The 14,776-nt window shown below is 43.0% G+C and carries 15 protein-coding genes and 2 pseudogenes; 6 read left to right on the top strand and 11 right to left on the bottom strand.

Features of this window, described 5'->3' with window-relative positions; translation table 11 throughout:
- Positions 1-145: 145 nt before the first annotated feature.
- From AB4124_RS18600 to AB4124_RS18580, 5 genes are all read right to left on the bottom strand, one after another.
- Positions 146-934, bottom strand: a complete 789-nt coding sequence (locus AB4124_RS18600; protein WP_441973802.1) for a nucleotidyltransferase domain-containing protein — start codon at positions 932-934, stop codon at positions 146-148.
- A gap of 594 nt (positions 935-1,528) precedes the next feature.
- On the bottom strand, positions 1,529-2,800 hold the full coding sequence (locus tag AB4124_RS18595) for a glycosyltransferase (RefSeq protein ID WP_441973801.1): 1,272 nt from the start codon (positions 2,798-2,800) through the stop codon (positions 1,529-1,531).
- Positions 2,801-2,884: 84 nt separating this feature from the next.
- Positions 2,885-4,426 (bottom strand): MDR family MFS transporter, encoded by a 1,542-nt coding sequence (locus AB4124_RS18590; protein ID WP_441973800.1) that lies wholly within the window; start codon positions 4,424-4,426, stop codon positions 2,885-2,887.
- Positions 4,427-4,452: 26 nt separating this feature from the next.
- The gene (locus AB4124_RS18585) at positions 4,453-4,959 is read right to left on the bottom strand and encodes a pentapeptide repeat-containing protein (RefSeq protein ID WP_441973799.1); all 507 of its coding nucleotides are present in this window, start codon (positions 4,957-4,959) and stop codon (positions 4,453-4,455) included.
- 40 nt (positions 4,960-4,999) lie between these two features.
- A complete protein-coding gene (locus AB4124_RS18580) occupies positions 5,000-5,620 on the bottom strand; it encodes a PadR family transcriptional regulator (RefSeq protein ID WP_441973798.1) in 621 nt (206 codons plus the stop codon).
- A 569-nt stretch (positions 5,621-6,189) separates the two neighbouring features.
- Between AB4124_RS18580 and AB4124_RS18575 the strand changes: the two genes are divergently transcribed.
- A complete protein-coding gene (locus tag AB4124_RS18575) occupies positions 6,190-6,384 on the top strand; it encodes a hypothetical protein (protein ID WP_441973797.1) in 195 nt (64 codons plus the stop codon).
- A 126-nt stretch (positions 6,385-6,510) separates the two neighbouring features.
- Here AB4124_RS18575 and AB4124_RS18570 read toward each other — a convergent pair.
- Positions 6,511-6,693 (bottom strand): annotated as a pseudogene (locus tag AB4124_RS18570) (aminoglycoside 6-adenylyltransferase); the annotation flags it as partial.
- 54 nt (positions 6,694-6,747) lie between these two features.
- Here AB4124_RS18570 and AB4124_RS18565 point away from each other — a divergent pair.
- A pseudogene (locus AB4124_RS18565) lies at positions 6,748-7,020 on the top strand (serine hydrolase domain-containing protein); the annotation flags it as partial.
- Between the two features lie 178 nt (positions 7,021-7,198).
- Here the strand turns inward: AB4124_RS18565 and AB4124_RS18560 are convergent.
- The 3 genes from AB4124_RS18560 to AB4124_RS18550 all read right to left on the bottom strand — a co-directional run bounded on the left by AB4124_RS18560 (position 7,199) and on the right by AB4124_RS18550 (position 8,828).
- A complete protein-coding gene (locus tag AB4124_RS18560; RefSeq protein WP_441973796.1) occupies positions 7,199-7,969 on the bottom strand; it encodes an ANT(4')-I family aminoglycoside nucleotidyltransferase in 771 nt (256 codons plus the stop codon).
- A 420-nt stretch (positions 7,970-8,389) separates the two neighbouring features.
- Entirely contained in the window at positions 8,390-8,512 is a 123-nt protein-coding gene (locus AB4124_RS18555) for a hypothetical protein (protein ID WP_441973838.1), read from the bottom strand.
- A gap of 40 nt (positions 8,513-8,552) precedes the next feature.
- Positions 8,553-8,828 (bottom strand): X2-like carbohydrate binding domain-containing protein, encoded by a 276-nt coding sequence (locus AB4124_RS18550; RefSeq protein ID WP_441973837.1) that lies wholly within the window; start codon positions 8,826-8,828, stop codon positions 8,553-8,555.
- 714 nt (positions 8,829-9,542) lie between these two features.
- Here AB4124_RS18550 and AB4124_RS18545 point away from each other — a divergent pair.
- From AB4124_RS18545 to AB4124_RS18535, 3 genes are all read left to right on the top strand, one after another.
- Complete coding sequence (locus tag AB4124_RS18545; protein ID WP_015735329.1) at positions 9,543-9,725, top strand: hypothetical protein; 183 nt, start codon at positions 9,543-9,545, stop codon at positions 9,723-9,725.
- 232 nt (positions 9,726-9,957) lie between these two features.
- The gene (locus tag AB4124_RS18540) at positions 9,958-10,500 is read left to right on the top strand and encodes an AraC family ligand binding domain-containing protein (protein WP_441973795.1); all 543 of its coding nucleotides are present in this window, start codon (positions 9,958-9,960) and stop codon (positions 10,498-10,500) included.
- 33 nt (positions 10,501-10,533) lie between these two features.
- Positions 10,534-10,836: a helix-turn-helix transcriptional regulator gene (locus AB4124_RS18535; RefSeq protein ID WP_441973794.1), complete on the top strand. Its 303-nt coding sequence runs from the start codon at positions 10,534-10,536 to the stop codon at positions 10,834-10,836.
- A 96-nt stretch (positions 10,837-10,932) separates the two neighbouring features.
- Here the strand turns inward: AB4124_RS18535 and AB4124_RS18530 are convergent, their stop codons facing one another.
- Together AB4124_RS18530 and AB4124_RS18525 are read right to left on the bottom strand one after the other, a co-directional pair.
- Positions 10,933-11,904: an alpha-L-fucosidase gene (locus AB4124_RS18530; RefSeq protein WP_441973793.1), complete on the bottom strand. Its 972-nt coding sequence runs from the start codon at positions 11,902-11,904 to the stop codon at positions 10,933-10,935.
- A 315-nt stretch (positions 11,905-12,219) separates the two neighbouring features.
- Complete coding sequence (locus AB4124_RS18525; RefSeq protein WP_441973792.1) at positions 12,220-13,107, bottom strand: LysR family transcriptional regulator; 888 nt, start codon at positions 13,105-13,107, stop codon at positions 12,220-12,222.
- 116 nt (positions 13,108-13,223) lie between these two features.
- Between AB4124_RS18525 and AB4124_RS18520 the strand changes: the two genes are divergently transcribed.
- A complete protein-coding gene (locus tag AB4124_RS18520) occupies positions 13,224-14,618 on the top strand; it encodes an MFS transporter (protein WP_441973791.1) in 1,395 nt (464 codons plus the stop codon).
- The last annotated feature ends 158 nt before the right edge of the window (positions 14,619-14,776 follow it).

The raw sequence follows: 14,776 nt of genomic DNA, 5'->3' as shown, positions 1-14,776 counted from the left end.
TTATTTGTGTGTAATGATTATACATTCGTGACCTCTAGCACCTGATAGATAAAAAAGAAACTATTCCTTCAAATGTTTTAAAAATAAAACTCTATCTTGATTTGGTCCGTCAGGAAGCATTCCAATAGGTCTTAGCAACCAGATATCATTTGCGCACGCTATCGTATACCGAATCGAGATATACTATCGCAGCTTGCTCAGCTTCTTCCTTGCGTATCAGTCCTTCGGTATCTTGACGCAATCTTCTATAGATCTCTATAGAGGCCTTCAGCGCATGGTAACAACTTGGGGCGTTATGGAGCGGAAGCGTCTCTTTAAGCTCTTCCATTTCGTGAGCGGCATATTGCTCCAGCCTACGTACTCCAGACGGAATATGCCCGTTATTCATAAGAATTAGGGGCCCAAGCACGACACTTCGTATATAAGAGAGCAAATCAATGAACTCGAATAATTCGCCTCTGCCTAACTTCGTTGCTCCATAATGCACCCATACCCAGAATCGATCCTCCATCCATTGAGGAGTAGGAGTAGGGTACGAAGGTGATGTCTCGTTGATGATTGAACGTAGCGAATTGTCGCGATCCCAAAGCACGAGCGGATTCTCGACTCGTACTGCCAGCTCCGATGAGGAGATGAACTTCAAATCGACATGGAGCGGTTGAGGTCCATACAGACAGATCACCAACCGAGGTTCACCGACGTGCTCGCCGGTGAAGGCCGAAAGCAGGCTGCCAAACGAATTGGCGATTCGAATGCGTTGCTCCATTATCTCTTCCTTGAATGCAATATCATATACAACGATCAAATCTAGATCGCTGTATACATCCACTGTCCCGCGATTGACGGAACCACCGATAAGTAGCCCCGTGAGGCGACTATCCTGACGGATTCTTTCCATAGCTTGATTAATGAATTGCTGGTGAATAGGTAACATATGGATCACACCCCTCTTTTTTACCAATTATCTATTATATTCAAATTTTTTAATCAAAAACCGTTTTTTCCTCCCTGGAGCCGATAGGAATAAACAAGGTGACGGATGCGAAGAATGGAGAAGTAGCCAAGTAATCAATCCACATTCGGGCCACATCTCCTTCCATGTACCCTGCAGCAACAGCACCGTCACACGGTAGATACCAAAAATTTTATCCGCCTCAGAGACGTCCTCGAATACGGTCGTGACGGGTATCACCTTCGCAACATCGAAGCCAGAACGCTTCGCCATCTCGGCAAGTTGACGCCCGATGCAAGCATTCTGAACGACGATGTCTGTTACAAAACGAGTATCGGCTCGCGCTACCAAGAGGTCGGGATAGTCAATAATTAGCGTATCCCAATCCGGCTCAGCGAGGACAATTCTCCCCCCAGGGCGAAGCACCCGGTGGATTTCAGCCAGTACTTCTCATGGTCTGGCGACATGCTGCAGTACGGGGTCTGTGTGGGCGCAGTCTATCGTGTTGGCGAATCTCCATTTAATACCACCTGATTTATTTTTTCTGTAGAGGCTATTATTAACTAAACAATATTATTAAGCTTCCCGAAGAACAGCCTTTTTTGTTTTCGCTAGACGTTCAAGCAATCGTACCACTTCCGTTGCACTATCATGGGAAGCAAAGTCTGACTGAATGACTTTTGCTTTGCTACGATAAGCTGGCTCTTTTAGTACCTTTAATATAGCTTCCTTTAATTGAGAACTGCTTGGGGTACTGGTTTTAAGATTAACCCCTGCACCGAAGTATTCAATACGACCACACACTTCGGGTTGATCGGATAGAATCCCTGCCGCCACAAGAGGAACGCCATGGGATAGTGCGACCTTGACACCATTAAATCCACCATTAGTAACCATGACATCAACATACGGAAGCAGGAGAGAATGTGGGATCATGCGCTCTACACGTACATTGCGCGGTATGTCCCCCAGTTTTTCTGGATTTGGCGTAGTAACGACAACAAGTACATTCTCATCCGCCATTGCCCTAATTGTCGGCAGTGTCAGTTCCTCAACATCCGTAGCAACCGTCCCTTGAGTTACATGAACGACAGGCTTGCCTGAGCTAAGCTCTGACCACCATTTGGGAGGTATGAAGTCTGTGGGCATTGGAGGTAGCATAGGTCCAACATAGTGAAGTTGAGATGGGATTTCCTTATATGGATATTCAAATGCTGCTGTTGTGCCATGTAGATGCAAGAATGGAGACATAAGACAATCAAAAGCGGCTTTACCTTTTGGGAGCTCAGGCCCTTTTATACTTCTAAGATCGTTATTCATTTTTTTAGTAACATCTTTTAACATAACGTGAGTCCCGATCCAATTTATCATACGATTGTTAAGCCTTCCAAGAGCACTTTTAGCGGGAGGTTTTCCAGATCCATGCAAGGCGCTTTCTTCGGTTCTCAAAGGAATCATTCCTATGCTTGCCCAAACCGGACCTCCTTTTTCATGAAAAAGGTAAGCTCCCAGACTACACATGTCAACAATTAATACATCTGCAGGGAAGTCTTTTATAATCTCCTGATAATCTTTCATCTGGCCAAGCATGGGGTCGACGAATAAGCTTGTCACAGCAGCATTTGCTGCAGCAAGGCCATTTTCCTGTTTATCTATCGCACTTTCAATAATATCAGGCGTATGCTTGAATGGAACAAAACTTGCTCCGGTGGCTTTTATTTTCTCTTCCATTGCCGGTCCTGAATGCCATACTACTTGATGCCCTTCTTCAACCATTTTCGTTGCAGTTGTCAAGATTGGATTTACATGTCCAGTAGCAGGCATCGTACTGATTAAAAATTTTGCCATTGCTTTACGACCTCCTATTTGAATCATTTTAGACAATATTTAATTTTGACTGCAGCGGGTATGCAGTTCATGTTGCAAAACTCCTTAATGTCCTGCAACATATTCTTCATCCGCATTTGCAGACGCATCAAGCTTCGATCGTCCCATATAAAAGGAGATGAAAAATGCAAGAGCAGCGGGAATAATCGCCCATGCGAACGTATGCGTAATCGAGTCGGAAAGCATACTCTTAATTTGGTCCAAAATTTCGTGCGGAATGTGTTCACGCGCTTCCGGTGAAAGCAGTATATGCGCGTCTTTCATGTCAAGACCTTTTGGCAAAGGTGCATCTTTATCACCCATGGATTGAAGATAATTCGCTAATTTATTCGAAAACAGCTGGCTTTGAATGATGCCGAACGTTGTTATTCCGATAGTCATGCCAAGCGAACGAATGAATGTAAGTGTGGAGTTCGCAGTTCCCCGTTGTCTCGCCACTACCCCGTGAATGACAGCATTGCCAAGCACAGAAAACGACGATCCGATACCTGATCCAATTAAAATCATGCTTAATGTAATTAACCATCGTGTCGAATTACTCTTAAGGGTCGATGCAAGCACAACACCGGCGACTAATACAAGCAAAGTTGAAATCATAACATTTCTATAAGGTACTTTGGTTATCACAAAACCGCCAATCATTGCAGTCACGACAGAGGCAAGCATCATAGGGAGCAGCACAAGTCCGGAATCCGTTGCTTTCCCCCCAAAAACACCTTGAATAAAAATCGGCATGTATACTGAAGCGACGATGAACGCCGCACTGCTAAATAAGGAAATTAGGATGCTTGTTGTATACAAACCGTTCTTGAACAAGCTGTACGAAATTATTGGTTCCTTTGCCTTTGCCTCGGTAATAAGAAACGCAATCGTTAACAGGATAAACCCGGCGAATAGTCCCAAAATAGCAGCGGAGTCCCATGCATACTGTTTGCCCCCAAGCTCCAGCGTGAATATCAGGCAGACGACTGCACCAATAAGTGTAAACGCACCAACCCAATCGATTGGTTGCTTCGAATGCTCGTGCGATTCTTTGTAAAAAAGCACAATCATTAAAACCGCCAGTACGCCTACAGGCAGGTTAATGTAAAATATCCATTGCCATTTGATATGGTCTGTAATGTACGCGCCGAGCAGCGGTCCAAATATGCTCGATAAACCGAAAATGGAACCAAAGATGCCACCAAATTTGCCGCGCGATTCAAACGGAACAACGTCAAGCATGATTATAAAAGCGATTGGAATGATGGCTCCTGCGCCGATACCTTGAATAGCGCGGTAAAGCGCCAGTTCCGTCATGGAACCCGCTGTCCCGCACAAAACCGAACCTATCATAAATACTAAAAGACCAAAAACGAAAAATCTTTTGCGACCATACATATCTGACAGCTTGCCGAATATCGGTATGCCGGCCAATTCCGCAACCATATAGGCCGATGTAACCCAAACAAATTTGTCTAACCCTCCAAGCTCACCGACGATAGTGCCCATAGCAGTTGAGACTATAGTGTTATCCATTGACCCCATTAAAATACCAAGTAAAAGTCCTGCAATGACGATGCCTAAGTTACTCTTTTTTCGTTTCAAGATAGTGCTCCTCCAAAGTAGGGTTGTTATATGACCTTTACATGATCAAGGTTTGCTTTATTTCCTTTTAGTATCGCATACGTCACTTTATCCATCGTTGCACCATCAAAAATCACTTTCTTCAGTTCCGATTTGAATGATACATTGATTAAAAAGGCATTTTGGAAAGATGCATCTTTTAAGTCGGAATAATCAAATTTAGTACCTTTCAACGTCAAGTTATCAAAACTTATGCCGGATACATTGCACATCCATATCTTAGCGTTGTCTAACGTGCATTCTTTAAAGCTTGCTCCCCTCAAGTTGGATTTAACGAATATAGCCTCATTCAAATTGGCACCATCAAATACAGCGTCCTCCAAGTTACTGGATTTAAAGGAACATCCTGTTAAATCAGATTGACTAAAATCAGTTGCTTTCAGATTACTACAGTCAAACTTTCCATATTTTAGGTCCGATGATTGAAGATCAGAATTTTTCAAGTCGCTTTTGGTTAAATCCATTCCTTTTGCTGTTACATCTTTGTTTGTCATGCGAAACTCCTCCTTAATAATTCCCTTCATTTTTTGAAAATTACTCCTCTTTGCTGGTCAGTCGCTCCGCAATATCACGGAGCCACTCATCGTTCCAGGAGAGAGAGCCATTCCTGATATCCTCGCTGGCAGAACGAACCCATTCCAATTCTGCTGCTAATATCGCCTTTTGATATTCAGATTCCAGCATAAACAGTCTTGGAATGATACTCTTGTAGGTTTGGAGATTATTATCGATCTGATGTACTGTTTTTTCTAGTACATCTAACCTTTGTTCGAGTTTTTCTAGGGCATCTTGCGGTGACAATATACTGATATACGATATTGCAACCGGGAAATTAGGAAACTCCTGTATTGGTGTAGATAGCACCTCACGAAGCCATTCTATTAATATTTCTCTTCCTTCCTTAGTTGCTTCATAGACAGTTCGATCAGGTTTTCCGGTTTCTCGCAACGTTTCTTTAACAGAAATCTGTCCGTCCCGCAGTAGACGCTCAATAGTTTGGTAAATACTCGCACGCTGGCGTACGTTAATTATTTGATCCTTTCCTCTTTCTTTGATGAGCTGCTGCATTCGGTACGGGTGCATGGGTTCTTCTGCAAGAAGTGCGAGAATGGCCATGGCTAGTGGGGAACGTTGTGTTTTTATTATCTTTTTCATAGTCATAATATTACTAGTTATAATATAACCTTGTCAAGAGCTATATTCACATCCCTTTAAAACATACCGTGTAGTCTGTTTGTTTTAATCGAAATCAAATGTCGGGAATATTTCGAGTGGATTTTCAGTGGCAAAGGAGGAAGATTCTCAGTCAATTGGGCTGTCTGCTTGCGTAATAATGATGCAAGAGTTCAAACATCGGTTCCATGTTCTTGACACAAAACAATCATGTTGACGAAGACGCAGCAACAGCAGCAGCCCTGGAATTAAAGTCCTCGGCTGCTGCTGTTTTTATTGCTCTATCGTGTCTCGTTAATCCTCTGGATTTCCTCAATTCTGCTCTAAAACATAAAACGCAACTTCTTCTTTGATGCGAAATCCATTCTTGGCCAGATCGATACCTTGACAGAAAGATCCTGGAGCAGGTAAGTAAGTAAATTTACTAAAGAAACCGCAGGATGTATGACAGGAATGCCATACCTTGCGGTTTCTTTTATAAGAATCACTTCTGCTGCCAGAAGTAAAGTATACTAGGAATAGTTGAAAATATATTCCAGGAGGCTACAGCCATGTCACATGAGATTTGGATTAACCTGCTGGTCAAAGATGTTGAGAGGTCAACTGCCTTTTTCAATGAGATTCGATTCCATGCGGTGAGCGTTGGTAACGAGAGAGCCAAACTTGCCATTCTGCTGTTCCCGGATGCGGCGCTTGAGAAATTCAGAGGTTCGAAAACCGCAGATGCTTCCATAGCGCAGAAGTAATAATTTCCATTGGCGCTGAAAGCAGAGAAGAAGTAGATGCCTTTATTCAAAGAGCTATGTTAAAACTTGTTGTTGATTTTTGTTTCAAAAGAAAACCGCCCACAAAAAGGCGGTCATTTACATAGTTCATTTTAATGAAGTATAAACATGATCCGTATACTTAGTAATGGCTCCATCGTAATCTGGATACTTATATCCGAGACTTTCTGACACAGCTGTTGAATATTTTCCAAAATACTCATAGCAAGTTAATAAAGACTGCCACATTTTCTGGTACCTATTCTCAGAAAAGGTTGATAGGAGTTTTTCCACGGCTGTGGTAGTTGTTGACATTCTGAATATGGTACACACCTTTACACGCTTCTGAACCATGGCATTTGGGACAATCAACAGATGATTTCGGGGACATGGATTGACGAATCAACGGCGATGAACCTCAATAAATACGGTTATCTATGGTGGTTACGCGAAGAGGACGGCATTTTTGCATACCTGGCGGTAGGCGATGGTGGCAATGACATTTGCTGCATTTCGGAAAAAGATTTGGTCGTAGCCATAACATCAGAATTCATCATGAATCCTCGGGATCGATGGTCACTGATTATGGATTATATTATCCCGGCTATCACGGACTAAACTCTTTTCATGTAGTCTGGCAGTCACCAAGTCACGCTGCCATGTTGCTTTGCTTCAGGAACACGCTTTTCTTGAAAATAAGCAGCAGCGTTACCTACTAAGAATGAAAGCCCCGCTGAGAAGCGAGGCTTTCTCGAAAATCTGAGAGCCCTCGTGAAAGGGAGCTCGTTTTCATTGATCAAAAAGGAATTCTTTCTGAATGAATCACGTAATCATGTTCAGCTGCCCAGGTTGCGAGACCATTCCAGAAATCTTCGCAGGCGAAAACTATTTTCGACGGTTCCATCAAATCTCCGGACATCACCAGTCCGGCTACTTTATCGAATCCTGCCGGACGATTCGGCAGTTCCAAAGATTCGGGCAGAACCATGGCCCCGGTCGAGTAAAGTTTACGGTTGTGCAACCCGATCAACATGGCACCGTATTGGGCAAACTGCATGGCCAAGTAGGGCAAATAGGTTTGAGGGCCGTTCAGATTTACGTTTCTAAGCTTCCCAATAAATTCGTACATTTCACCTACAAGAATCCCGTTGATTGCCTGCGTGAAATCTTCGTTTGCTGGTGATTCTGCCGCTTTTTTTAGCCTGGGGAAAAATCCCTTAGGGTCATACAGACTAAGCGGGGAAAAGAATGGTCCATGCGTCAGCGGCCAATCATCTTCAACAGTGGCGGCTGTGTTCAGAAGGAGGTCCGCACTACATACATTCACTTCAGCTTTCCAAGGTCCCACTGACCACTCATGACTAAATTCGATTTTCTCGCTAGATTCATCCAGCACGCAAAACATCTCAATGTCAGAAAAAGGACCGTCTGTGCCTCGGGAAACAGAACCATAGACTCCCATGGCCAGGATTTTTTCTTTGTATACCTCGTGCAATCTTTCAGCAATATCTTGACAGTTTTGAAATCTTTCACTTCGAGAAATTTTTACAGGTCCATTCATGTTCATTCGGTACATCTCCCTTGGTTAAATTTGGGGTGGGCTGACACAAACACATGAATGGAGGACCTCGGGGTTAACGGGGAACGATTTTGGGATGCATGGTAACTCCTCCAATAAATTTATAGTAAGGCACCTAATTAATTTCATTTTAACAAAAATTGGAACAATATAACAAGTTATCAGTTCTTTGATTTAGTTATCCTTGCCTAAATAGCTTGGTCTTAAATGTTTTCCATAAATTAAAGAAAGTTTTTTAGCATATCTAAAAAAATGATCACACCATGAGGACGAATTATACCACCTGGTTGCTCTATATGAATTATTGCAAGTTTACACTATCTCTAAGTAGATTGAAGTTTGTCTGCTAGAATTGGCAGGAGATTCTTTGAACTCTGTCAAATTTGCCTACTCTGGACAGATTCAATGTCAGTGTTGTAGCATTGGCGGAGTTAATCGTAACGTATATCCCGCTCCTGTTTTAATATAAAGCTTTGCTTGAATTCCATTACCACCCGAACCCCAATTTGCATGCTTCACTTTCGCGGTCAGCAGTAACGCATCGAAAAAGCCTTGGGTAATTGGATCTTATCTAATCACTCGGTCCATCATTTTCGCCATTAGCATAAACCGCCTCCGTTGTGTGTGGTTCCCGTCGATTTGTCCAATTGGGGACGCTCCAAACGGCTCGATTAAATCCAACGATGAGTTTCCCTTTCGTTCCTAAGCCCCTATCATCAAAGAGTTTAAGCAGTTGAGCTTTGAGTGTCAATATGTCGCCTTCGAGCAAGTAATCGTTGCCAGCCTTTAATTTCCCCCAATCCATAGTCAAGTGTTTTAATTCGTTCCCATTTAGTTCGAGTTTCACTTGAACGGGCGAGACAATCAATATGCGACGATTATGCTGGTTACCTTGCCCCTCTACTATCGCTGGAAAGACGTCTCTGGGTTAAACTGCCCGTAACTTAATAAAATTGCATGGAAACATAGTTAGATATTTATCTAATCGGTAATCGGCTCATGTTCTTGTCCTTTACGGCAATCGGTACAAGTTTTTGTCCTCGACTCGGGACAAGAACTTGTACCGATAAAACAAAAAAACCGCTATAATAGCGACTTTCAATGGGATTATGTTCTTATCCTCCGACACCTGTGTCGCCTAAAGTCACGTCTTCGCCCCAATGCTGTGTACCCGGTTGAAAATTTCACGGCCATCTTAGCAGCTTATATTCGCGGAAACCGTTTCTGCGCGAATAAATTGCTGTAGCTTGAAGTGGCAACCCCCTCCTGTGATACACCAGTAAAATCCCACCCCTGTCAGCAGTATGCATAGAATGACAAACATAACGATAATCTTTTTGCTTATCGAAAAGGATCTCATGGTTCCACCCACTTGTCGGTTGTTCACAACCTCATTGTATTGGCTTCCCTGCCGGTTAGCAATAACTCTCGTGAACCATTTATTCGTTTTAGATTGTAGGGCTCCTATCGCGTTCTAAAATATTAAACATTTATTTGTCTATCGCATTACCGATCTTGCATGCATAAGCTAAGTATTATTAATAGAGGAGGTGAAGACGCTATGTCTAAGTTTCTTAGCTATCTCGGCGGAGTCATTGGTGGTTTCGGCCTAATTTACGTCCCAGTTTCGGAATTACTGTCAAGCCTGGAACCTGTACTTGACACAGTAGGCATCATATCTGTGATTGTGTTCTCCATCGCCTTAATCGTCAATGGTGTGCGTTCCTTGATAAGCAAAGCGTAACGGATTATCTCGCTACTAAGATAGAGATATATTGACATTTGGGAATAGGGTTAAGATTCATAATCATAGTCTACTTTATACAATAATTAGGCTTCCAATTGCCTCATTAAAATCTTGAATTGGTGCAAAATACACGATAATGACTGACTATTGTATGGATGACCTTGATGATGCTGACAATGCGCCTTTATTATAGTACAATCTCTACATCCAATTTTGTAGGTGATTGATAATGCTGGTGCTTGAGCTGAAAGTTCCCCCATTCCCCCTGCTAGCCACGGTCGGCCATACCTTATGGCCGCCGGGAATTGTCCATGCAAGGCGTCAATTTGATGTTTTTGACATTATTATTTGCGTCAGTGGCACACTCTATATGGAGGAAAACGGGATTCAATATGAAATCAAAAAAGGCATGGTATTGGTGCTTGAGCCTGGAAAGATGCATCGCGGCTATCGCCCAACTGATACAAATACGGAGGTGTATTGGATTCATTTTGAATATCCGCTATTGTCGAAGCCTGTGCTAGTCGATAAAAACAATTGGCAGCAGCCTCTGCTGAACAGGACGGACCAGGATACCGAGGCTCCTCCAGGCATGGTGGACATCCCCAAATTTACCGGGATAGATTTTCGTACGGTCGTCCCCCTTCTGAAGGAAATGATAAAAGTACACAGCATCCTTTCAGCATACCGCTCTTACGAGCTGCAAATTTTATTTGGCCGATTCCTCATTGAAATTCAAAGCAGCATGAAAAAAAGCAGCCCACAGGCCTGATCCCTTTTTCTTGGGGAGAAAGTTGCCTCCTATTTGGCAGATTGCTTAGAAGATCCTTTTGATTCCGTACAGATGGAGAACGACCTGCATTACCACTTCGATTATTTGGCGCGCTGTCTGAAACAGTATTCGGGAATGAGTCCTCTGCAATACAGGCATCGTCTCCAGATCGAACGTGCTAAACAACTCCTAGCGAATTCAGAACTACCTTTAATCCAAGTCGGTGAACAATGCGGATTCCGTGACAACAATTATTTTACGCGCCTATTCAAACGCCAAACTTCGTTTACACCTGGAGAGTACCGGAAGCGGTATCAGGTATTTCGAATGGATTAACACAAGAATAAACGTCCTCCCAATTGAAAAAAGCGCTGTTACCATTCAATGGTCAAGCGCTTTTTTAAGCTGTGTGCTTCGTTAATAATGATCAAGTTAATTTCTAATCAGCCAGTTTGCTGGAATAGTTTGGAGTTCCACCGGATGACGATATCGTTTTCCGATTTCTTTAAAATGTTCTAAAACATTGGCATCCAACAAGCCGCGCTGATCTGGAGCTCCATTTAATAAAAATGACACGTTATGGTTGTTCGCATCCTGTACTTTATCCAATACCCAATCAGGGGTTTTGAGTTCCATTTTTGTATCCGAAGCTCTCCAAAACCACGTTTCAGTTAAGATATTGCAGCTCGCACCAGGACCTACAAAGGATTCTTCAATTTCTTGCCCAGCAGCATTTTCATAAAAAACGATATCTGTATGATCCAAAGTCGATTCACAGCTAATATTCATCAATAAGCACTGAGGCTGCAAACTTTTCACGAGTTCATTAATTTCTTCAAACGGAAGGTCCTCATAATTAGGGCCTCCCCAATGGGCGTTCCATCCGTCAATGATCAAAAACGGAAGTTCGCCATAATTTGTCAGCAATTCTTCGATTTGATTTTTAATGAACCGCTTATCTTCCGCTGTGCATTTTTTTCGACCGATTTGATGATGCAAGTCTAGCATAGAGAAATAAAGACCCGCATTAATACCTTCCTCCCTAAATGCATCAAGATATTCTTTGACGACATCTCTTTTGTCGGGTGCATTACGGATGCAATGCTCCGTATATCGGGTAGGCCACAAGCTGAATCCTTCATGATGCTTTGCTGTCAGTGCAGCGAATTTCATCCCCGCGGATCTAGCCGCTTTCGCCCATTGCGCACAGTCCAACTGCTCAGGATTCCAGAGTTTTGGATCAAATGGGAATCTGCGAGGTTCATCATGATTCTCATGCCCGTATTCCCAATCCTTAATTTCCGTTTCAGCAAACTGAAATGTAGCACTATTAAAGTGAATAAACATCCCGAGTCTCTGATTCACAAACCATAGTTGTCGTTGTACCAAATCATGATTATCCAAATGATAACCTCCTCTAATTCCGGTGAATACTCACCATCATATGATATCTACCACTTTAATGGATTATCATCCTTGATACATCTATCAAAAACGACATTTTACCATACAATTTCTACTTTTCTTTAGGATTTTAACGATTTATTTATTCTCGCGGCGAGGTAACGAACCCACTGAAACTCAGCAGTAATTAGATGCTTATCTAATCGAAAATCGGCCTATTATTTTGTCCTTTAAGGCAATCGGTACAAGTTCTTATCCTTGGCACTGGACACTATGTTTTTGTCGTACAACATTCTCTGGGTTTAAGAAGGATAATTAATTTGTCTGTTTGGATATCGTCCCGAAATATTCCACAACTACCTCACGGAATTCGAGAGCAGCCCGCGAAATGTACCGACTCCTGTGCCATAACAAAGCTATCTCCCGTACCAATTCATGATTCTCTACTTTGAGATATTTGATATGTTCCCCAGAATGCCTTGCCGTACTTGGTATAAAGGCTATGCCAATTCCCGCTTCTACTAGAGAACTTAGCCTTGCAGGTTCGTCACCCTCATACACATATGTAGGTACAAATCCAACCGATTTGCATATAGAATCCACCAGATCACGAGTACCGTAGCCTCTTTTTACACCAACAAAACATTCATCCCTTAGCTCAGTCAAAGATATGCTGTTTCGGTGAGCAAGCCGATGCCCTTTGGGAACAGCTACAAGAATGGGGTCGATGAACATGATTTGACATTCAATGTCTTCCCCTTTTATAGGAGGTGAGGACAAGCAAAAATCAACCTCTCCTCTATGAAGAAGCGTAACCATTTCCTGCGTGGTGAGCATTTGCACATGAAATTGGATATCGGGACGCTTGTTCCGAAACTCTCGAAGGATCTGAGGCAATGTGCTTGCGGTGGTCACCGCCAATTCGAGTGTGCCATGTTCTTGGCTGGACACATCGCTAATCTCCTGCTTCCCCTGTTCCAATTCAAACAACGCCCTTTCAGCACGGCGATAGAATCTGCTTCCAAACTCATTCAATCGCAGTTTCCTCCCTATTCGATCGAATAACGGGACCCCCAAATCCTCCTCCAAGCGCCCAATCGTTTTGCTTAGTGACGATTGAGTGACATGCAGACTTCGTGCTGCTTCAGTCATATGTTCCAAACGAGCTACCTCGAGAAAATATTTCAGTTGAAGAAGTTCCATTTCACACTCTCCTTTCATTCCCTTGAGTCAATGAAATCATAACATAAAATGCATTGGAATAAATAAATGATTTCAAGTACGATGATGACACTAACATACAGATCGGAGTGATAAAAATGAGTATTCGCAATAGGTGGTTGATGATCTCCGTTGGACTAGGGATTCTATTGAACCCATTAAATTCTTCAATGATTTCAGTTGCTATTCCAAGGCTACAAAATGTGTTCCAACTCGACTTTACAGTGGTATCCTGGATCATTTTTTCTTTCTACATTGCGAGTGCTATCGCTCAACCTATCATGGGAAAAGCCAGCGATTTATTCGGTAGGAGGAGGATATTTCTTAGCGGGCTTGTTGTATCCTTCGTTGCATCATTATTAGCTCCACTATCCCTAAACTTTGGTTGGCTCATCGTGTTCCGCATTGTGCAATCCATCGGAACAAGCATGATGGTTGCGGTTGGAATGGCCATTGTGCGAATTCATATTAGGGAGAAACAAGCGACTGCACTGTCAGTCTTGTCCATATTCCTATCCGGAGCGGCTGCGATTGGCCCCTTTATTGGCGGGGTCATCATTTACTGGTGGGGCTGGCCTGCTATCTTTTTGGTTAATATCCCCTTCGTAATGACAAGCTTTTTATTAGCTTGGAGGCATATTCCTAATGATGTTCCGTCTATGACATCCGTTGCTCGCAACATGTCCTTTCGCAGATGGTCTGATTTGATTGATGCGCCAGGAGTTCTGCTATTCACCGTGGGTCTGGTTGCTCTGCTCGTTGGATTATTGTCCGCAAAATCATCTGGTCAAATTTCATTTAGTAACGTTATTGTCGGGCTGATTGGCTTTGTTGGACTGGGAGCTTTCGTGCGACATGAGTTAAAAGCGAAGGCACCCTTTATTCCTTTACGCACATTCGCTAAATATCCTGCAATGACATGGGTCAATGTCGAATTCATGGTCGTTAACTTGCTTTTTTACTCTCTCTTTTTCGGGCTTCCGTCCTACTTGCAAATCGTACGTCATGTCAGCGAGTTCCATACCGGGATGCTCATGCTAAGCTTAGGCTTGTGCTCGCTCGTTGCTTCTCCAATGGCAGGACGATGGATCGATAAATCAGGACCTCGACCAGCATTGCTTATGTCCGGAATGCTGATGACATTTGGGTCCGTATGGATCGTGATCATGACACTGGATCAGACTTCACCGGTTATCAGTGTGTGTCTGGCTTTAGCTGCATTCGGTATTAGCAACGGGTTAAACAGTGTCGCTATGCAAGCGGCCTTATTCAAAAGTTCACCAAAAGAAATTATAGGTGTAGCATCTGGAATATTTAATACCTCAAGATACCTGGGAACCATTCTCTCTTCATTACTCATTAGCAGCGTAATGGGAGATAACTTCAGCTTCGAGGGATTTCGAGTACTTGGGATTATCCTCACGTTAATTGCATTGTCCTTGGTATTCGTAAATTGGCGTCACAAGGAGTCCGGGCAGTTGCATGAGTCCTAGTTATCTGACAGATGTAGCTTACCCTTCGGTACCTCAACAGAAAGCGGTAGCTGATCGTGAGAATCGGCTAAGCAGAATACTAATTAGATATATACCTAATCGTAAATGAGAACATGTTCTTGTCCATTTCGGCAATCGGTACAAGTTCTTGTCCTCAA

The organism is Paenibacillus sp. 2KB_20 (assembly GCF_052115765.1).
Taxonomy (GTDB): domain Bacteria; phylum Bacillota; class Bacilli; order Paenibacillales; family Paenibacillaceae; genus Paenibacillus_AQ.
Note: the sequence above shows the minus strand (reverse complement) of the source record. Positions and strands in the feature narration are given on the sequence as shown.

Coding starts and splice junctions, on each gene's coding strand:
- AB4124_RS18600 (WP_441973802.1), bottom strand. CDS start 934: ATGTTACCTATTCACCAGCAATTCATTAATCAAGCTATGGAAAGAATC.
- AB4124_RS18595 (WP_441973801.1), bottom strand. CDS start 2,800: ATGGCAAAATTTTTAATCAGTACGATGCCTGCTACTGGACATGTAAAT.
- AB4124_RS18585 (WP_441973799.1), bottom strand. CDS start 4,959: ATGACAAACAAAGATGTAACAGCAAAAGGAATGGATTTAACCAAAAGC.
- AB4124_RS18580 (WP_441973798.1), bottom strand. CDS start 5,620: ATGAAAAAGATAATAAAAACACAACGTTCCCCACTAGCCATGGCCATT.
- AB4124_RS18575 (WP_441973797.1), top strand. CDS start 6,190: ATGTCACATGAGATTTGGATTAACCTGCTGGTCAAAGATGTTGAGAGG.
- AB4124_RS18560 (WP_441973796.1), bottom strand. CDS start 7,969: ATGAACATGAATGGACCTGTAAAAATTTCTCGAAGTGAAAGATTTCAA.
- AB4124_RS18545 (WP_015735329.1), top strand. CDS start 9,543: ATGTCTAAGTTTCTTAGCTATCTCGGCGGAGTCATTGGTGGTTTCGGC.
- AB4124_RS18540 (WP_441973795.1), top strand. CDS start 9,958: ATGCTGGTGCTTGAGCTGAAAGTTCCCCCATTCCCCCTGCTAGCCACG.
- AB4124_RS18525 (WP_441973792.1), bottom strand. CDS start 13,107: ATGGAACTTCTTCAACTGAAATATTTTCTCGAGGTAGCTCGTTTGGAA.
- AB4124_RS18520 (WP_441973791.1), top strand. CDS start 13,224: ATGAGTATTCGCAATAGGTGGTTGATGATCTCCGTTGGACTAGGGATT.